This is a genomic window from Vibrio sp. FF145, from assembly GCF_041439075.1.
Classification (GTDB): Bacteria; Pseudomonadota; Gammaproteobacteria; order Enterobacterales; family Vibrionaceae; genus Vibrio; species Vibrio tasmaniensis_A.
This window is the reverse complement of record NZ_JBGONH010000044.1, coordinates 1-19,925: the sequence shown is the minus strand read 5'-3', so window position 1 is coordinate 19,925 and position 19,925 is coordinate 1. Positions and strand designations below refer to the sequence as shown.

The following is a 19,925-nucleotide window of genomic DNA, read 5'->3' as shown; positions in this document are numbered from 1 at the left end:
AAAGCGTCAGAACGTTTTCGGAGAGAGCGATGAAAGAACAGACCGTATTAAAACAAGTCGCAGAAATGGCAAATATTGCCGATAGTTACGTTAGTGCGTGGGGCGATGAAGCACAAGTATCAGAAGAGACGATTACGTCTCTATTGGCTTCATTGGGCTACGATACAAGCAGCGATGATGCACTGCTTAAATCTGCAGAAAGAAAGCACAGAAAAGATGTACTAGACCCGGTTCTTGTCTTGCGTGACGGTGAGCCAGTAGAAGTGACACTCAATCTGGGTGTGAGTGCTCGTGAAAGTGAGTTCAGCTGGCGCTTAGAAACCGAGCAAGGAGAGGTACTTGAAGGCTATCTTCAATCTCAAGTCGTTCGTGACGAGCGTGCCGAGGGTGGCCCTTTAGTGTTTGCATTGCCAAGTGATTTGGCATGGGGTTATCACAAGCTCATTGTGAGTCGTAAGCGCCGTAAGAAACCTTACGAGATGACGTTGATTATTACGCCAAAAGCGTGCTTCAAGCAGTCACCCATTGAGCAAGGCAAAAAGCTTTGGGGACCAAGTGTTCAACTGTACACGCTAAGAACTCAGCACAACTGGGGTATTGGTGATTTCGGTGACCTAAAACAGCTTGTTTCGGATATCGCGTCTCGCGGTGGTGACTTTGTTGGTCTAAACCCAATTCACTCACTGTTCCCTGCAAACCCGGAAGGTGCGAGCCCATACAGCCCGTCTTCACGTCGTTGGTTGAACGTCTTATACATTGATGTGAGTTCAGTTCCTGAGTTCGCATTAAGCGCGGAAGCGCAACAAACGGTAGGCAGCGCCGAGTTCCAGCAGCGCCTACAGAAAGCTCGTGAAGCGCACTGGGTGAATTACACTGAAGTGTCTGAGCTGAAGATGAGCATCTTACCTCTGCTATTCGCAGAATTTAAGACTCGTCATCTAGACAAAAACAGCGACCGCGCACAAGCGTTCTTAGCGTTCGTTGAAGAGGGCGGTGAAAGCCTGATGCATCAAGCGGCGTTTGATGCTCTGCACGGTGAACTGCATGCTGAAGATTCAGGTATGTGGGGCTGGCCTGTATTCCCAGAGAAATTCCGCACATTTGAAAGCCCTGCGACCCAGAAATACATCAAAGATAACCTAGATCAAGTGCATCTCTACATGTACCTACAATGGTTAGCCGATTGCCAAATCAACGATGCACAGTCTCTTGCTGAAGAGAAAGGCATGGCGGTTGGCCTTTACCGTGATTTAGCGGTAGGCGTTGCAGATTCTGGCAGCGAGACATGGGCTGATGAAGGCAACCTAGTGATGGATGCGAGCATTGGTGCTCCACCGGATATTCTTGGTCCTTTGGGTCAGAATTGGGGTCTACCACCACTAAACCCAGAAGTGCTTCAAGAAACCAGCTACGACGCTTACATCAAACTACTTCGTGCCAACATGAAGCACTGTGGTGCATTGCGTATTGACCATGTTTTAGGTCTGCTGCGTTTGTGGTGGATTCCAAAGGGTGAGAACGCAACGAAAGGTGCGTACATCTACTACCCAGTGCAAGACATGCTGTCTATTCTGGCGCTTGAATCTCACCGTTACCAATGCAGCGTTATCGGTGAAGACTTAGGTACGGTGCCGGATGAAATCGTAGACATCCTTGCTGATGCTGGCGTGCATTCTTACAAAGTATTCTTCTTCGAAACATCAGAAAATGACGGTGGTTTTATTTCTCCTAAGCACTACGCGTCACAATCGATGGCAGCACTGTGTACTCACGATATGCCAACGCTTCGCGGCTTCTGGCACTGTGATGACTTAAAAATGGGTCAAGAGATTGGTTTATACCCAGACGCACAACAGCTAGAAACTTTGTTCGATAGCCGCTTGGAGTGCAAGCAAGGTATCTTAGACTCAGTGGCATGGCACGGCTTCCTACCTGAAGGTGTTGGGCGTGATGCAAGTCAAGTGCCGATGGATTCTTATCTTGCTGAAGCGCTTCAGTTGCACGTTGCGGCTGGTGGCTCAACACTCCTGAGTGTTCAGTTGGAAGATTGGCTAGAGATGGATAAGCCCGTTAACATCCCTGGTACGGTCGATGAGTACCCTAACTGGCGTCGTAAACTATCAATGAACTTGGACGAAATCTTCGCTCATGAAGGCGTGAATCGTATCGCATCTAAGCTAACTGATGTACGAGAAAAAGCAGCTAAGTAATGGAGTCGAGTGGCTTGAAAAGAGGTGGTTTTTTGCTTACGCCGTACGAAACTACAACCTCGGTCACTCAATATTGAATGCTCATCTGGTAGAATAAACCGTCGTTATATTGCCCGCACTAATAGCGGGCATTTTTGTATTATGTTTTTTGGATGTTTGGTTAGGGAGAAGCGTTTTGGAACTAAGTTCGATTTCAAAGCAAAAACAAATATATACCCAACTATCACAGGCTTGCTTCACAGACCCATTTGCGTTTTTAGGGCCATACTTACCTTCTGAACAAGGTTCATTACGAGTGTGGATTCCTGGGGCAGATAAAGTCGAGTTGATTGTTGGAAAGGAACCTCGTATTAAGTTAGCGCGAGAGGGTGAAAGTGGTTTCATTCTTAAGCAAGAAAGAGACTTACGTTTTACTCACTACAAGCTTGCGGTTGATTGGAATGGAGTAGAGCAGATCATCGATGATCCATACCAATACCATGATCTGTACGCGAGTTATGAGGATCTTCATACACCTAAAGATATGTATCATCACATGGGGGCTCAGTTTATTACGCTAGAGCGTGATGGACAGACGATTTCAGGCACGCGTTTCTTGGTGTACGCACCGCATGCAACAGCGGCTAGCTTGGTGGGTAACTTCAACGCTTGGGATGGTCGTCGCCACCCAATGCAGCGTCTAGATTATGGTATGTGGGGCTTATTCATTCCTGATCTGGAAGAAGGCGCACAATACAAGTTTGAATTAAAAGGACCTGATGGCGAAGGCTTGCCACATAAAGCTGACCCATGGGGTTTCTACTCTGAGCAGTACCCATCATTTTCATCTGTGACTTACGATCACGCTCGCTACCAGTGGCAAGATTCTCAATGGCAGAATCGCCCAGTGACGCAAAAGCGCAAAGAAGCCCTTTCATTCTATGAATTGCATGCCGGCTCTTGGAAGCGCAATGCTGAAGGTGAATTCCTAAACTACCGTGAGCTAGCGGCAGAGCTAATCCCATATCTAACGGATCTCGGTTACACACACGTAGAGTTGATGCCGGTTTCAGAGCACCCGTTTTACGGCTCTTGGGGTTATCAGCCAATAGGCTTGTTTGCGCCAACAAGTCGTTTTGGTTCTCCAGATGATTTCAAATTCTTCGTCGACCAATGTCACCAAGCCGGTTTAGGTGTTGTTCTGGACTGGGTTCCTGCACACTTTCCAAGTGATGATCACGGCTTAGCTAACTTTGATGGAACGCCTTTGTTCCATGATCCAGATCCACGCCGTGGTTGGCACCAAGATTGGAACTCGTACATTTACGACTTAGGTAAAGAGCATGTTCGTCGCTTCTTAGTAGCAAATGCATTGTACTGGTTCGAACAATTCCATATCGATGGCATTCGTGTTGATGCGGTTGCTTCGATGTTGTACCTCGATTACTCGCGTAGCCATGATCAGTGGATTCCGAATGTTGACGGCGGCAATGAAAACTACGACGCTATCGCGACCCTTAAGTGGATGAACGAAGAAGTGTACAAACACTTCCCGAATGCGATGACAATTGCTGAAGAATCGACGGCTTTCCCAGGTGTTTCAGCACCAACCTTTATGGGCGGTTTAGGCTTCGGTTTTAAGTGGAACATGGGTTGGATGCACGATAGCTTGTCTTACATTCAAGAAGATCCAATCAACCGTAAATATCACCACGATACGATTACCTTCCCGTTGGTTTATGCTCACAGCGAAAACTACGTATTGTCTCTGTCTCACGATGAGGTGGTTTACGGTAAAGGCTCTATCCACAACAAGATGCCGGGTGATGAGTGGCAGCAAACGGCTAACCTACGCGCTTACATGGGTTACATGTATGCACAACCGGGTAAAAAGCTGAACTTCATGGGCGCTGAATTCGGTCAAACGGCTGAATGGAATCATGATGATCAACTGCAGTGGTTCTTGTTGGAATATGAACGCCACCAAGGTGTTCAACGCTTAACGAAAGATTTGAACAATCTATACCGCTCTGAGGCGGCAATGCACGATCTTGATTTCGACCCGAAAGGTTTTGAATGGCGTCTACAAGATTCTGCTGAAGCAAGTATCTTAGCTCATGAACGTATTAGTGAGTTGGGTGAACGAGTATTGGTTGTTTCTAACTTTACGCCCGTTCCTCATGAGCGTTTCCGCTTAGGTGTTCCAGCCCAAGGCCAGTACTCGCTATTGCTGAATACTGACTCGGCTGATTACGCAGGCAGCGGTTTTGAAGTGAAGCAGGTTGCTCAGGTTGAATCAATAGCAAGCGAAGGTTTGGATACGTCGATTGAGCTGCGCTTGCCACCACTATCAACGGTGTTTTACAAATTAAACTAATAACAATCACAGTAAGTAAGTGATCACAAAGACGACAAAGGGAGCCCTGAGGCTCCCTTTTTTTGTTTCGATTTTCACTCTAAAACGGCTTGAATTTCGTTAAGTAGAACATTATACAGCACGTTATTTAAGCGATGCTTTCAATGAAAAACCTAAAATGGATACCAGAATAATTGTGGTTCTAAAACACGCTTTACGATCGCTAACACAACGATAAAGGCGATAACCATTAGCCAAACATAATCGATACGTTTCAAAGGCGCATAGCTATACCAAGTCCGTGACTTATGTCTGCCAAAACCTCGTAACGTCATTGCGTTTGAAATCTCGTCTGCACGGTCTAAGCTAGAAAAAATGAGCGGACCTAGAACCTTAGCAACGTTTTTGATGCGAGTGAGTAAAGGTGCTTTCTTCGATAGTTCAACGCCACGAGCCTGTTGCGCGTGCATGATATTGATGAAGTCTTTTTTAACTTCAGGTAAATAACGCAGTGTTAAGCTGACCGCGTAGGCGATTTTGTATGGAACGCCAATACGGTTGAGGCTTGCTGCAAACTCGGTCGGGTGCGTGGTAAAGACGAATATTAACGCTATCGGGAACATACTCATGTATTTGAGCGTGACAGTGATTAAATAAAACAGAGTCTCTTGGCTCAACGAGTAGTTACCCGGCAGTGTCAGCAATAGGGTCTCGCTGCCGATGAGCTCTGTACCTTGCTGTGGAGCAAGCAGATACATGAACAAAGCATTTAGGCTTAATACACTCACCGTTCCCAATAACAAAGGCTTATAAATGCGCACAGGCACATTGGTGAGCTTTAGAAGAAATAAACCAGTCACAATAAGCAACGCAATCAATCTCAGGTCGAACGTAGTTAAAACCACAGTGACCCAAGCGAGAAAAAGTACAAATTTAGTGATGCCGTTCAGTGCGTGTAACGGTGATTTAGTATCAATGTAATTGATGCCAAATTTTACTTTTGATGCATTCATAGCGAGCTTCTCTCGTCGTCGATGAAGTACTGCATAAAAGCGTTGGTGTCGTCGATTTTCATCATAGTCGCAAGTTCATAAATGCTGGTGGTGCAAAGGTTCGCACGTTCTAAAAGCGATGGCTGACTAAACACTTCCGTCATGGCTGCATTAGCAATTAACTTACTGTCTGCGATTACGATCGAACGTGTGGTGTATTCTAGAACCAAGTGCATGTCGTGTGAGATGATCACAACAGTAATGCCCAAATCTCGGTTAAGCTTTTGGATGAATGCCAGCATCGATGTGTAGTTACGGTAGTCTTGGCCTGCTGTTGGCTCATCTAAGATGAGGAGTTCAGGCTCCAACACTAAGATAGACGCGATCGTTACACGCTTTTTCTGACCATAGCTCAGAGCTTCAATGGGCCAGTGGCGGAACTTACTTAACCCGCAAAGCTCAAGAACGTTCTCTACTTTTTCTGTGACCAGCTGTTCTGCCATACCGCGGTTACGAAGACCAAAAGCAATCTCATCAAAAATCATATGATGTGAGATCATATGATTCGGGTTTTGCATCACCACACCGACTTTCTGGCTTCTTTCAAAGATGGAAAGTTCAGATAAGTCTTGACCATTTAGATAGGAAGAACCTGAATCAGCATCTATCACACCCATGATGAGTTTGGTGATAGTGGATTTACCCGAACCGTTCTTGCCCAAAATCGAGACAAACTCACCCTTACCAATTTTGAAACTCACATCTTCGAGTGCATTTTTTTCGCCGTCGTAAGAATAAGTTAAGCCATGAACTTCGAGCAAAGGCTGGTACTGTTTCTCTGCTACCGGTGCCGGGCGCTCAGCAAACCAAGCTTGAACTGCTGGGCGGAATCTTTTGTAATCCAAAGCTTTGAGGTTTGAAAGTTTATCTTCGTTAGTCAGAGGGGCTTTCGCTGCTTTAAGTGCAGATAAGTAGAGAGGTTCACGAATACCGTGCGTATCAAGTAACTTGGACGCTAAGAGGTCATCCGGAGTCATATCCGCGACTATTTCACCGCGCTCCATTAAGATCACACGATCGATATCGCGATGCAGAACATCCTCAAGGCGATGCTCGATAATCACGATAGTCTTGTTGGTTTCTTTATGAAGTTGGTCGATGATCTCAATCGTTGCTTTGCCCGTTTTAGGGTCAAGGCTTGCTAGAGGCTCATCGAACAGCAAGATATCGACATCATCGACTAAAATACCCGCTAACGATACTCGTTGCTTTTGACCACCTGAAAGGTCATGAGGAGAGCGCTCAAGCATATCCGCTAGGTCGACCATTTTTGCAGTCGATTTAACTAACGGGTACATATCAATGTTCGACATCAACTGGTTTTCTAATGCGAACGCGATATCTTCACCGATACTTAACCCCACAAATTGGCTGTCAGTATCTTGTAATACTGTGCCGACTTGCTCGGTATAGTCGTGCATTGAAAACTCAGAGACATTCTTGCCGTTGATCTCTAAAGAACCAGATACCTCACCTTTAATTGCATGAGGTATCAGACCATTGAGACACTGACCTAGCGTAGATTTACCACTACCACTTGGTCCAATAATGACGATTTTCTCTCCTTTCTCTATCCTTAGATTGATATTTTTTAGCGTCGGTTTATCCAGCGACTCATATCTAAAAGAGAAGTTCGAAAATGCTATAGTCATTAGCGTTTATGCCTCGGTCAGGTTACGGCTTTGTTTGTTACGTTTAGCGACTGATTTTAGGATCAGGAAGCCTACCACTGCGATAAGAATAGTGTTGCCCGCAGCGATGATAGACAGTTGAGTGAAGACTTTAGTAAACGGTTCTGCGTATAGGATGGTATCTAGGAACGCAGAGCTACCATAACCCACAACGTTACCCGCAAGGGCAAGAACCACGAACAGTGCAAAATCTTTCATTGGTAGTTCACCTTGTTGAAGGCGATTCTTAGTCATCATTGGGAATAAGCCGATAACCATACCGACAATACCTGAGCCTAATACCCAAGTTAACCATACCCCCCAACCTGCGAACAAATCCGTTACCCAGTGACCGATAAAGCCAACCAAGAAGCCAACAATAGGGCCAAACAAAACAGAAAACAGTGCTAGGACTGCCATTGCTGGTTTCAATGTCGTGTTAGCAAACACTGGGACACCAAACATAGGTAAACCACCAATGCCGTACAGTGCCGCGCCAATAGCAATAACGACGACTGTTTTAGCTGAAAAGTTCATAGATAACCTCGAATACTGAAAATAAAGCATAATATTCGCCATTATTAATATGCGTCTCAATGAGAACGTTTTTTGGGCAAATATAAAAAATAAGGCGCGCATTATACAGTAGAACCCTTCCATAAGGGAAGGTAAGTGTCTAGATGTCTAAAATTCCATCTAGACGCATTAATATCATGTAAAAAACGCAATTTTACGGTTAATCAAGCAACAAAAAAGCCAGAACGAGTCTGGCTTTTTGATTCATATTAACAATGTGTTAAGCGGGGGTGTCGTATATCTACGACCGTTTAGTGGTCTAGATACGGTTAGTGGTCTAGATATAGATAGTTTTGCCAACTCTTCATGCGAATAAGCACTTTACGCATGATAGATACGTGAGTGAAGCTGTCAGAATAAACGGCCACTTCCACGGCAGTACCCATAGGCAAATGGTACTCAGACAGATCATCAGTGATGGTCAGCTTAACAAATACACGGCCGCTAGTACGCAGTGCGTCAGTACCTAGAAGTGTGCCTCGAGCTTGAAATTGGCTTTCACCAATGGCTGGGATGACTTCATCAATGCGTCCTTTAAATACTTTTCCTGGTAGTGCTCTAAATAGAAACTCAGCTTCGTAGCCAGGTTGCAGGCGTTGTAGTGAGTTTTGTCTAAAGGCTGCGGTATAGAATTGCGCCTCAGTGTGAACAAAGGTCATCACCGGCGCTAATGGTAGTGGTACAGCCATTACACCAGGACGAAGAGCGAGTTGAGTTACGTAGCCATCGGTTGGTGCTCTTACTACCGTTTGGTCAAGATTGAATTCAGCTTTACGTAAATCAGCAAGTAAGCCTGCAACCGCTGTATTCTCACCGCCAATCTCAGAGTTAAGTGCGATCTGAGCTTGTTGTTGGTTTGCTTCGGCTACTTTCACTGCAGCTTCTGCGGCTTTGTATGCCTGTCGACGAGTATCGAGTTGTTGCTCTGTAAATGCGCCACTTTCGAAGCCTCGCTTGTATCGAGAGAATTCACGTTGTGCTTTGTCTCTTTCTGCAATGGCTTTTATTTTGGCAGCTTCAGCTTCTCCAACTTGCGACTCTAGACCTAAGGCTCCTTGACTCGCTTCTTTTACTTTGGCTTGCAGCTTAGCAACTTCAGCTTCAAAAGGAATCGGGTCTATTTTGAAAAGGATATCCCCTTGCTTGAGAGGCTTATTTGCTTCAACCGGAACCTCGATGACTTTGCCTCGAACCCCTGAAACAATCGGTGTCGTTGAGTAAACTTGATTACCGATTTGTGTGAAAGGGTGGTTGTAGTTCATCAATAGAATCAAAGTACCGATGAGGACAACACCACCCAGTACGGCAGTGGGGACAGTCCATTTGTTTAGTGGGATTTTGAATACTTTGAAAATCGTAATACAAAGCGCCGCGTAGGTCATTATCAGCAGTAAATCCATTACTTAGCCTCCTGATCTTGAACGTTGTTTGTCTGTTTCTCTGTGCTGTTTTGCTCAGTGCCCGCTTGCTTTAACTGTGCGATTTCGTTCTGAAGTGCACTCACTTGGTCGATGAGAGTGTCGACTCGGTGATGAATATCATGTTGTTCTTCTTCAAGCTTAGCGAAGCCCCAGCCACGATCTTTGCGCCACAACGTAGCCCAAATCCAAAGGAACGGCCAAATAGTGTGTAAAGTGAATAGGCTAACCCAGCCTGAGACATGAATAGCATCTTGATGAGGGTGATTACGTTCTTTCGCAATTTCATAAGGAATATCGTGAATAACGATGATGCCGTAAAAGATAACTAATGCTACGAAAATCAGTAGACCGAGTGCAAAGTAGTCTAAAAACATAACAGATCCTTGTAATGTTAGATGTTAGTTACAAATATACTACGCTATCATCCAAGTAATTGTTATAAAAATGATTTACCAATCTGAAAATAATATGTTGCTGCTAATAATGAGAATAAAATCATTGATGGATCTTATAAAATCCAATTGAACTTGAATAGGTTATTTCGGATTTCTTGCTGACAAGATGACAGTTCTGATTCAAACGATGCGCATAGCCATAATCATAGCCATAACAACAATAAATAAAGGATAAATGCGGATGTATATAGGTGAATTAGCGGCCATTGGCGCTGCGATGGTGTGGGCGTGTGCGACATGGATTTATGGGCAGTTTGGGCATCGCTTCTCTGCGATGCAGTTGAACATTGTTAAGGGGGTTGTAGCCTCTGGCATGATGCTGTTGGTCATGCCGTTAATACCAATGCCTGAATTCGAACTGAGTGCTAACCATTTTGGGATCTTGGCGATCTCGGGAGTCATTGGTATCGCAGTTGGTGACAGTGCTTATTTTGCGGCATTAAAAAGAATTGGTGCCAATAAGACCTTGTTGCTGGAATCTCTGGCTCCACCTCTTTCTGGTGTTTTGGCATTAATGTTTCTTGGCGCGGCACTCACTTTGCAAAGTTGGCTCGGTGTTGTGATAACAACCTTAGCGGTGACCTTTGTGGTCTTTCAGCCGTCGAAATCAGCGAACGGTAATGATATTTCTAATGACAAAGCACAGTGGGGTGGCATTGGATATGGGCTTATGGCAAGTGTTTGTCAGGCGTCGGGTGTGGTGATTTCCCACTACGCATTGGTGGCGGGTGACATTCCACCATTGTTAGGTGCTTTGATTCGCCTGACGATTGGCGTGTTTGCCGTAATGCTGATTATCCCTTTCGTTGAAAAGAAGCCGTACTCGTCGATAAAAAGAGATTTATGGGCAATGACCAAGCTCGATAAACTTTGGTTATTAGGGGCAATCTTTGTCGGGACGTTTCTCGCTCTATGGCTTCAGCAAGTGGCGTTGAAAAATGCTAACCCTGCGATTGCTCAAACATTAATAGCGACCAGCCCGGTCTTTATTTTGGTGATTTATGCGATTAGAGGAGAGAAGGTGTCAAAGCAAAGTATCATCGGGACACTTGCCGCATTAGGTGGAATTTCTTTGTTCTTTTATCAATAAGAGGCGGGCTTAGCTACAGAGCTACAGACCCACAGACAGACGTGTTACTACTCTGTACACACTTGATTACGGCCGTTGGCTTTAGCTCGGTATAGGGCTTTGTCTGCACGATAGAAGGTACGCTGAGTATTTTCTCCATCGCGATGCAAAGTGATACCGATACTAACGGTTAAACCGCGCTCGCCGAGTATTTCATGCCACCCAAATTGGAAGATACGCTCTCGATAATTTTCAGAGTGCATTTCTGCTTTCGCAAGGTCAGTATTCTCAAGGATGACGAGGAACTCTTCTCCGCCAAACCTGACACATGACGCGCCTCTAAACTTAAAGTATGAACGCAGTTCTTGAGAAACGCTGACGATCGCTTTATCACCCACTAAGTGGCTCAGTTCATCATTGATTGACTTAAAGTGGTCGATATCGATAACCATTAATGCGAAAGGCGTTTCGTGTAGCAGTAGATCTTTCAGTTTCACATCTAACCAGCGACGGTTGTGTAACCCGGTCAGTGGATCGGTGAAAACATCTTGTTGTAGCTGAGCAACTGTATTTTTATGTTGCTCTGTTGTCTCTTTAAGCTCTTTGTTCTCTTGTTCGGAGAGAATGAGTTTAAGTTGTAATTCAAACCGTGATAGACGGCGCAGTTGGCTTGCACCAAGTTCGCTGATCGGGATCTGCTTCATCAGATCCGTTTCAATTCGGTAGCCTTTCTTCTCGTAGCTCAGCGCTTCTTCAAAACGACCTTGATTCAAACATACATCACTTAGAGAATCATAGAAGCGCTTCGCAAGCACAGGTGACGAGCCGGGCTTCACACGTTTGTGGGTGCTCGACAAGATCATACTTGCATAGTCTTGCTTTCCGGTCGCACTCAAGCAATGTGCTAACTCTAGACGAGTCATGGTCGCGAGCCAACTTGCTTGAGTACTGTTGGCTGGATATTGAATTTTTGACAGACAACGAAGCGCTTCATGGTGCTTTTTCTTAGCACGGAGCACTTTTGCTTGATACAACAGTATCTGAGCTGTGAGTAGCTTATCACTCACTAAAATGCTCAGTTCTTCGCATTCGTTCAGTAAGTCGCTGGCCGCCGTTATTCGGTTGAGCAGTAGCAGACTTGCTACCATATAAAGCTTGAATTTCAGACGAAGTGATCGACTGCTTATCGCGTGATCTATGCTATTGATTTTTTGGTAGTAGCGAAGAGCTCTGCTGTGGTCTCCGTAAGCGTCACACAGGTTCCCCATACCTAAGATAGCCATTACATATTCATCGATATGTCCGTGCTCAACGGCGATTGTCGATGAGCTGACGAATTCATTCAGTGCCGACGTGTAATCACCAATTTCAACCAAGCGATTACTTAAGCTGGTCTTTACAGTAAGAATATCTTCTATATCTGTAGGAAGGTGGAGTAGGTCGAGTGCCAGTTTTAATTCATCAATACTGGTTTGATTTTGTTGTAACTCGGCGCGGTACTCAGAGCTGATGATGTAACAGTGTGCTTGTTCTGTTTGTGTCGTCGAAACGTGTTGGCGAATATGATTCCAGAATATGATCGCCTCTTCACCCGATACCGATGAAGGATCTAGACCTGCATCTGTAATCTTGCTTAATAGGGTTTCCATCATTCTGTTACCTCAGCATCGTCTTCTTCTAGTTGTTCAAGAGTGAACGGGAACGTCAAAATATCGTTGAGGCTGACGGTCGGTCTCGAACCTTTTAATCCTTTTCTGTGCCATGGATAGATATCTAGCATGGTGGTCAGAGTTTTGAAGATCTGGTCAGCAGCTTCGTCTTTTTCGGAAAGCATAAGAGCCACACGTTCCGAACTTAGCCTTGCAATGAAGTCGTTCTGATTACACAAGGTATGTGCTATCTCGGTACAGACATCTAAGTAATCGGTATCGATGTGATGGAACATGATGATGCAGTGATTAGAGCGTTTAAGCTCCGTCTTAAATAGTACCAGTTTTTCCCACCAGAAGGTTTCGGAAACGACATAAGAGAGGTGCTTTTCCGGGTCGTGTTCGTGTTGACCTCGAATGCGGTTAATTAGCTTACGAGCTCTCTGTTCAAGCTGGCGTTTTGAACTGCGCGCTTTGTCTAAACCGACACGATTTGTTTGTTCTTTAAGCATGCCGGTAGAATATTGACGATACTTCTTAAAAGCGATCAATGCGGCTTCAAAATCTTGATTTTCTTCTGCGACTAAAGACTGTTGATAACAAATTTGGCTAAGCAGTTCGCCATTATCGAATTCGTTTGCTGACTCTTCTGCCAGCCTTAGCAACTCGGCGGCTTGTTCTGGCCTCTTTCTTAAGAGCTCCAGTCTAGCTCGACTGATGTAGGAATGCGCTTTCATCCATACAAGGTTGTGCTCTACTGCTAGCTTGTGCGCTTTGGCTGTGGCTCGTTCTGCATCATCCAAACGTTCAAGGCCAAGTAGGGCAAGGCCTCGAAAATCCCATACTTCAGCGTGCCAAGTATTATCTTTATATTCTTTTAGTGCTTCTTCTGCACCGTCGAGCACCGATAGCATTTCAACATAGTTGTTGAGCAGGTAGTAATCCCATGCGAGAAGTATTCTTGCTTTGCCTTCTAACCAACCAATGCGGCTGTTATTCGCTACTTTTACAGCGAGCTGGTGGGTAGAGCGTGCAAGTTTATATTCGTGAGTCATTCGCCAAATGTTGCCAAGGCCAATGAGGCATTCAATTTGAATCTCCACTTCATCAACCAGTGCAGATTGTTCTAATGCATTGATCCAGAACTGTTGGGCGGAGTAATACTTGGCTTGTCCCCAGAATTGGAGAGCGTGTAAGTGGAGAATTTCAGGGAGAAAATGATCGGTATCTAATCGGCTTTGGCGTTTGTAGGCTTCCTTGATGTATTTTAAACCTTTCTGGTAATCCATAAGGTTCCAACAACATCTCGCCATTAACATGAATGACTGGATAGCGCCCTCTTCAAACAGAACTTGCTCTGATCTGACTAGGCATTGTTGTGCAATCTCTAGGATCACCAATGGCTCAGAATCAACGCGAGTTTTGAGTTGTTCTAGTTCGGTTTCAAGAAGGTACTGATTTTTGTCCAAGGCTTAGATCCATAATTATCGAACATATTGATAACACAATCATTATAGGAGTGTGATTGATGATAAGCATCAATTATCTCTCGCTGAGCATAAAGGGGACACGTATCTTTTCCAATTTTGGGTGTTATCTCATGCTTTTGCTTTGAAATCAATGAGTTCTAGAGCGCTTGTCTAGATGGTAAATTTCTATGAAAGCAATTGCTTAAGAGTTAATGGCTGCTCTGTCACACCTAAGCGTTGTGCTGCCGTCAACCCTTGCTTATCTTGGTAGCACAGATTGTGCCAAGATCTAAATATGTCGAGCAATGGAAGAATGCCCCCAGGACGAAGTTTACGTCTTGGCTCATTGATGAAGCTATCAAATAACAACTGAAAACGTTGTTGATAGAACTTTGTTTGCTGAATTGAAGCTGTATTAAGCCACTGTTTTGGTTCTGGATTATTACCCGTTAGGTAGCAGATACCTTTTTGACTGTCACCTTGACTCGCGATAGCCCAACGATCGCGCCACCAACTCATATGAACGATGTCGATCTTTTCAAAATTTTGGTCATCTTGCCAACCTGAGTCTTCCTCTACATACATAAGGTCAACATTTTGACTCTGAATACGCGGCAAGCAAACGCTTAGAGCGGCAGATCTTAGTAATGGATCTTGTGGCATATAGATCGTGACATGCTTATTCTCGTCACACATATCAAGCACGTGTAGGAAGTGAGCATAGGAAGTATAAGGCGGTCGAATTAGCGCGCCTTTCGAAGGGTAACTGAATGTCGTAAGGTTCCCCATTGGGTCCTCTACATTGCCTCTCGCAAGAATTACTTGATATTGCTGCTCAATGCGCTCTTTCAGTTTGTCAGACGGCTGAGGAAGTTCGAGATTCGCTTCTGAAGAGTGCTCTTTAGACACAAAGCGTGCAACGTCATCATAAGGGTTGTGATCAGCACTTCCAGATGGTTCTTCATTTTGAGAGTAATTGACGTGTTGGCAAAGGATGTAGCCAGAGTGTGCCTCGCCAGTCGCTATCCATACTACACCATTGTTGCTTTTCGGTTGCAGGCGTTGGTAGTGAGAAGCGAATTCGTAATCTTTAGCATGGTTGACCCAACGAGCATCGATCATCGCTAACTTGCGACGACAGCGACTGGCGATATGGTCAACATGATCATAGAAAGTCTTTGGATTGATCTCTAACTTTCTACAAATTTCACGTACTGAATACCCCATGAACAATAAGCCCATGAGGTTCTCTTGAAACTGAAGTTTTTTGTTGGATCCTGACCACTTATCAACGAAGGTTGATTGGCAGTCTTTGCATCTGTAACGCTGCCTATCGCCACTGTAGCCGAAGGCATGATAAAGATGTTTGTGGGTATGAACCGATAAGCCAAAGTTATCGCAATCATCATTACGACAAGCAGGGAGCCCGTCGCTGTGAAGTTGTCTTAGGCGATGAAGTTCGCTTAACACTTCACGATTGTTAAGTAAGGGGGGGAAAGCTCCACATTCACGACAAACCATCGCTGGACGCTTAGGGTTTGCGTGTTGCAAAACATACCGTTTTGCATCGCTCAAGCCAAAGTTGTCACACGCCAATGTTTTACAAAAGTTGAGTTGCAAACCATCCGCATCTTTTGGCAGCTTGTCGTTAGACACGATCTCCCCCTCGGGATTATTTGAGCAGCCAAGTGAGCTTGGCTGCGGGGTAACGCTTTTCAATGTATCTTATCAATTCGTTAGATGTTGATTGCAGTCTCTAGAGCAACTTTCATCATGTCGTTGAAAGATTTTTGACGATCTTCAGAGCTTAGTTTCTCACCACGGATGATGTGGTCAGATACTGTTAGGATAGTTAGAGCTTTAGCACCAAGATCCGCAGCAACACCGTAGATACCAGCTGCTTCCATATCAACACCAAGGATGCCTAGCTTTTCCATTTTTTCGAAAAGGTCAGCTTCTGGAGTGTAGAAAAGGTCTGCAGAGAATACGTTACCAACTTTAACTGGAACTTCTTGTGCACGTGCTTGGTTTACGGCTTCTTCTAGAAGACCGAAATCAGCGATTGCCGCGAAGTCATGGTTGTTGAAACGAATGCGGTTTACTTTTGAGTCAGTCGATGCACCCATACCGATAACAACGTCCATTAGTTTAACGTCATCACGTACCGCACCACAGCTACCTACGCGAATAACGTTCTTTACGCCGTACTCAGCAATTAGCTCATGTACATAGATGCAGCACGATGGAATACCCATACCGTGGCCCATTACAGAAACTTTCTTACCTTTGTAAGTGCCTGTGTAACCAAACATGTTGCGAACGTCACAAACTTGCTTCACGTCATCAAGGAATGTTTCTGCAATGTATTTTGCGCGAAGCGGGTCGCCTGGCATAAGTACAGTTTCTGCGAAATCACCAGCTTGAGCATTAATATGAGGTGTAGCCATGGTCGTTCTCCAAAGTTTTAACGGTAATTATAGGAACAGGGTTTTATTAATTACCGATTCTGTTGAATTGAATTCGTTTTGTTGAGGCAATATTAGCGAGTTAAAACGAGGCTCCGTGAGATGTTTGTCACAAATTTGCTCTACCTTTAAAGTATTATTCATATAGATAACTAAATATGTTGAAAATTTAGAGGCAATCGATTTTGTGTGGTTAAATTACGCTATGTCCAGAAGAAAAACGACAAATAAAGGCCTGTTGCATATCAGCTTGGAGCAACAATACGTTGTCGCGACGTTTGATCAGCGATAATCTAAACTTTGATAAAAAGACAAACCAAGGAATTGTATGTCGTATTGCGCTAACTCGACGCCTTTGCACTCAATGAGAACACAGATACGTAAGGTAGCTTTACCTCTAGTGAGGGTCACCATGCTTGTGGCAGCGATGGCTTCGTCGTGTGTGTCTGCGGCGACCTTTGTACTGCCTCCGGCTGAAAGCCGTATCGTCGGCAGAATACAGCAGCATGAAGTGGCAGCGGGCGAAACGTTGGCCATCATTGCTAAGCAATACGATATTGGTTTTCTCTCTTTAATGGCGGCAAACAAAGGCGTTGATCCTTTTCTTCCTGCTGAAGGTTATGTGTTAAGTATTCCTAGTCGTCTGATTCTGCCGGATACGCCGAGAAAAGGCATTGTGATTAACCTTGCCGAGTTAAGGTTGTACTTCTTTGAACCTGAGAAAAATCAGGTGCACGTATTTCCTGTTGGCATCGGTCGAGTGGGGCGAGATACCCCAGAGATGATCACTAAGATAAGCCAAAAAAGACCCAATCCGACTTGGACGCCTCCAAACTCAATTCGTAAAGAGTATCTAGAGAAAGGGATTGAGCTACCAAAAGTGGTTCCTGCTGGGCCGGAAAACCCTCTGGGCGAGTATGCATTACGACTTGCTTATGGTGCAGGTGATTATCTGATACACGGCACCAATAAAGACTTTGGGATAGGCTTGCGAGTCAGCTCCGGCTGTATCCGTATGGAACCTAAAGATATTGAGTGGCTTTTTGAACAGGTTAGTCGTGGTGAGCAAGTCACAATAATCGATGAGCCTATCAAAGTGTCTTTAGAGCCAGATAGAAGCGTGTTTGTTGAAGCTCACGAACCATTGACGCGAAGCGACGGCTCTAAGAAATTATTGCAAATCCCCGTTGAATTAAAATGGTGGCTTGAAGATGCAGATCTACCAAATTCAAAAGCGAAAGCGGTGATATTTGCTCAAAATGGCGTGCCTGTTGAGATAGCACCACCTGTGATTGAGTTCTAATTTGATTGCCTCTTCTGTAATAAGGGGCGTTTATCTTTGTTTACTCGAATTAGTAACGCCCAAAAAAAGCACCACATCCGTTAAGAGGTGGTGCTGTCTATTTACTGCATTTTGCGACTGATTTAATCTACAGCTTAATCGCACTGAGCTCTCAAACTATTTAGTGTAAGACTCTGCGATGTTGTCGATACGGTCGTTAGCACGATCCGCTTCTTCTTTTGCTGCCATAGCGGCTGCAGCTGCTTCTTGAGCTTTCATTTCAGCTGCCGCTTTATCGCCTTTAAGTGCTTCAACTTCACTGGTTAGCTCAGCAACTTGGTTAGTCAATTGATCCATTTGTGACATTGCAGCTTCTTCTGGCTCAGAAGAACAACCAGCTAAAATGAAAACTGAGGCTGCAGCTGCGATTAACGTCTTATTCATAAGAACTCCTTGCTTATTTATCATCAAAAGATGCGCTATACATTCTTTATCATATAGTCGCTTCATTAATGATTGTAGCGACTAATTTTTTAACTGCAAAAACAATAACTAGAGAAATTACTAAATTTTTGAGGTAATTAGCTGAGCGTCACGTTATGTCTCGTTTATGAGATGAAGGGGTGAGAGCCGGTTTTGATGTGTTTTGGAGAGTTATTTCTTTACGATCAATGCATACAATGTGCTAGCAAACGAGAGATAAAGGGATAAATTTTCTGTGATCTCTATCCTTATAAAGTACTTTCGCGGTATCATGTCACGTTAAATTAATTTTATTCAATACCATCATGACTGGAGAGTCCTTTGCACTTTAAAGATTTAGGCTTAGATAACCGCTTACTGAAGAACTTAAAACATTACGACTTCAAGAAAGCGACAGAGATCCAATCAAAAGCGATCCCTGTTGCTATTGCTGGTAAGGATCTATTGGCTTCATCAAAAACGGGATCAGGAAAAACATTGGCGTTTGTGTTGCCAATGATACATAAGGCATTAAAAACAAAAGCGTTTTCTGCCAAAGATCCTCGTGGTGTAATTTTGGCTCCTACTCGTGAGCTAGCAAAACAAGTTTATGGCGAGCTGCGTAGCATGCTTGGTGGTCTATCTTACGAAGCCACACTTATTTTGGGTGGTGAAAACTTTAACGACCAAGTTAAGGCTCTGCGTAAGTACCCTCGCTTTATTGTTGCGACTCCAGGCCGTCTTGCGGATCACCTTGAGCACCGCTCACTGTTTTTAGATGGTGTTGAAACGCTAATCCTTGATGAAGCTGACCGTATGCTAGATTTAGGTTTCGCACCTGAATTGCGTCGTATCGCGAATGCAGCTAAACACCGTCGCCGTCAAACGTTGATGTTCTCTGCGACACTTGATCACGCGGAAGTGAACGACATTGCAAATGAAATGCTAGATTCGCCTAAACGCATCTCAGTGGGTGTTTCTAACGAACAGCACCTTGATATCACTCAGAAGTTTTACCTGTGTGACCATCTCGATCATAAAGAAGCGATTTTAGATCGTGTTATTGAAGAAGCTGAATACCGTCAGGTGATGATCTTCACGGCAACTCGTGCTGATACTGATCGCCTAACCGAGAAGCTAAACGAGAAGAAGCTTAAAGCGGTGGCATTGAGCGGTAACCTAAACCAAACGCAACGTAATGCAATCATGAGCCAGTTCGAGCGTGCGGTTTACAAGATCTTGGTAACAACAGACGTTGCTTCACGTGGTATCGATATTCCAAACGTAAGCCACGTTATCAACTTTGATATGCCTAAGCATACAGAAGAGTACGTGCACCGCGTTGGTCGTACTGGCCGTGCGGGTAACAAAGGTGATGCAATCTCTTTGGTTGGTCCAAAAGACTGGGATAGCTTCAAGCGTGTTGAGCTTTACCTTCAACAAGATCTTACCTTCTCTGTACTTGAAGGACTAAAAGGTAAGTTCAAAGGTATTAAGCCGCGTAAACCTGCTTTTGCTAAAGGCGGTCCTGCGAAGAAGAAAACCAACACTCAAGCTAAGAAAACGCCGAAAAAACCGGTTAAGCGCGATAAGAGCTTCCATAAGAATGTGGCAGTGGGTGATACAGTATTTATCCCTAAGAAGAAAGTTGCGCCAAAAACTGACGACGAGTAATCAACTCGCGTGAGCTAAAAGATTATGTTTATAAAAACAGATCTTTATACAAGCTAGCGTAAATAAAAACCGCCTATGAAGCAACACCTATCATTTAAGGTGTTTAGATCGCACAGTGTAGCGAGTCTTACTAAAA

15 protein-coding genes are annotated in these 19,925 nt (G+C 44.5%); 5 read left to right on the top strand and 10 right to left on the bottom strand.

The window, feature by feature from the left end; translation table 11 throughout:
• The first annotated feature begins 29 nt into the window (after nt 1-29).
• Nucleotides 30-2,210: a 4-alpha-glucanotransferase gene (gene malQ / locus ACED42_RS16115; RefSeq protein WP_102249432.1), complete on the top strand. Its 2,181-nt coding sequence runs from the start codon at nt 30-32 to the stop codon at nt 2,208-2,210.
• Nucleotides 2,211-2,385: 175 nt separating this feature from the next.
• A complete protein-coding gene (glgB, locus tag ACED42_RS16110; protein ID WP_017100917.1) occupies nt 2,386-4,566 on the top strand; it encodes a 1,4-alpha-glucan branching protein GlgB in 2,181 nt (726 codons plus the stop codon).
• 152 nt (nt 4,567-4,718) lie between these two features.
• Here the strand turns inward: glgB and ACED42_RS16105 are convergent, their stop codons facing one another.
• The 5 genes from ACED42_RS16105 to ACED42_RS16085 all read right to left on the bottom strand — a co-directional run bounded on the left by ACED42_RS16105 (nt 4,719) and on the right by ACED42_RS16085 (nt 9,638).
• Nucleotides 4,719-5,558, bottom strand: a complete 840-nt coding sequence (locus ACED42_RS16105; RefSeq protein ID WP_009845839.1) for an energy-coupling factor transporter transmembrane protein EcfT — start codon at nt 5,556-5,558, stop codon at nt 4,719-4,721.
• Nucleotides 5,555-7,249: an ABC transporter ATP-binding protein gene (locus tag ACED42_RS16100; protein ID WP_017096247.1), complete on the bottom strand. Its 1,695-nt coding sequence runs from the start codon at nt 7,247-7,249 to the stop codon at nt 5,555-5,557. The genes ACED42_RS16105 and ACED42_RS16100 overlap by 4 nt, the downstream gene beginning before the upstream one ends.
• Nucleotides 7,250-7,255: 6 nt before the next feature.
• Entirely contained in the window at nt 7,256-7,804 is a 549-nt protein-coding gene (locus ACED42_RS16095) for an ECF-type riboflavin transporter substrate-binding protein (RefSeq protein ID WP_009845837.1), read from the bottom strand.
• A gap of 308 nt (nt 7,805-8,112) precedes the next feature.
• Nucleotides 8,113-9,243 (bottom strand): HlyD family secretion protein, encoded by a 1,131-nt coding sequence (locus ACED42_RS16090; RefSeq protein ID WP_017096246.1) that lies wholly within the window; start codon nt 9,241-9,243, stop codon nt 8,113-8,115.
• Nucleotides 9,243-9,638, bottom strand: a complete 396-nt coding sequence (locus tag ACED42_RS16085) for a DUF3302 domain-containing protein (protein WP_009845835.1) — start codon at nt 9,636-9,638, stop codon at nt 9,243-9,245. Before ACED42_RS16085 ends, ACED42_RS16090 begins: the two co-directional genes overlap by 1 nt.
• Before the next feature lie 262 nt (nt 9,639-9,900).
• On the opposite strand from ACED42_RS16085, the gene ACED42_RS16080 reads away from it, so the two are divergent.
• Nucleotides 9,901-10,809 carry a DMT family transporter gene (locus ACED42_RS16080; protein ID WP_029223175.1) on the top strand — a complete coding sequence of 303 codons (909 nt, stop codon included), beginning with the start codon at nt 9,901-9,903 and terminating at the stop codon, nt 10,807-10,809.
• Nucleotides 10,810-10,856: 47 nt separating this feature from the next.
• On the opposite strand, the gene ACED42_RS16075 is transcribed toward ACED42_RS16080, so the two are convergent.
• From ACED42_RS16075 to deoD, 4 genes are all read right to left on the bottom strand, one after another.
• Nucleotides 10,857-12,437 (bottom strand): GGDEF domain-containing protein, encoded by a 1,581-nt coding sequence (locus ACED42_RS16075; RefSeq protein ID WP_029225485.1) that lies wholly within the window; start codon nt 12,435-12,437, stop codon nt 10,857-10,859.
• Nucleotides 12,437-13,906, bottom strand: coding sequence for a hypothetical protein (locus tag ACED42_RS16070; protein ID WP_009845832.1), 1,470 nt, complete (start codon nt 13,904-13,906; stop codon nt 12,437-12,439). Before ACED42_RS16070 ends, ACED42_RS16075 begins: the two co-directional genes overlap by 1 nt.
• Before the next feature lie 186 nt (nt 13,907-14,092).
• Nucleotides 14,093-15,562, bottom strand: a complete 1,470-nt coding sequence (locus ACED42_RS16065; RefSeq protein WP_009845831.1) for a transposase — start codon at nt 15,560-15,562, stop codon at nt 14,093-14,095.
• A gap of 80 nt (nt 15,563-15,642) precedes the next feature.
• Nucleotides 15,643-16,353 carry a purine-nucleoside phosphorylase gene (gene deoD / locus ACED42_RS16060; RefSeq protein WP_004732072.1) on the bottom strand — a complete coding sequence of 237 codons (711 nt, stop codon included), beginning with the start codon at nt 16,351-16,353 and terminating at the stop codon, nt 15,643-15,645.
• 346 nt (nt 16,354-16,699) lie between these two features.
• On the opposite strand from deoD, the gene ACED42_RS16055 reads away from it, so the two are divergent.
• A complete protein-coding gene (locus tag ACED42_RS16055) occupies nt 16,700-17,674 on the top strand; it encodes a L,D-transpeptidase family protein (RefSeq protein ID WP_032555087.1) in 975 nt (324 codons plus the stop codon).
• A 156-nt stretch (nt 17,675-17,830) separates the two neighbouring features.
• On the opposite strand, the gene ACED42_RS16050 is transcribed toward ACED42_RS16055, so the two are convergent.
• Nucleotides 17,831-18,097, bottom strand: a complete 267-nt coding sequence (locus tag ACED42_RS16050) for an Lpp/OprI family alanine-zipper lipoprotein (protein WP_009845829.1) — start codon at nt 18,095-18,097, stop codon at nt 17,831-17,833.
• Between the two features lie 360 nt (nt 18,098-18,457).
• On the opposite strand from ACED42_RS16050, the gene ACED42_RS16045 reads away from it, so the two are divergent.
• Nucleotides 18,458-19,789 (top strand): DEAD/DEAH box helicase, encoded by a 1,332-nt coding sequence (locus ACED42_RS16045; protein WP_009845828.1) that lies wholly within the window; start codon nt 18,458-18,460, stop codon nt 19,787-19,789.
• The last annotated feature ends 136 nt before the right edge of the window (nt 19,790-19,925 follow it).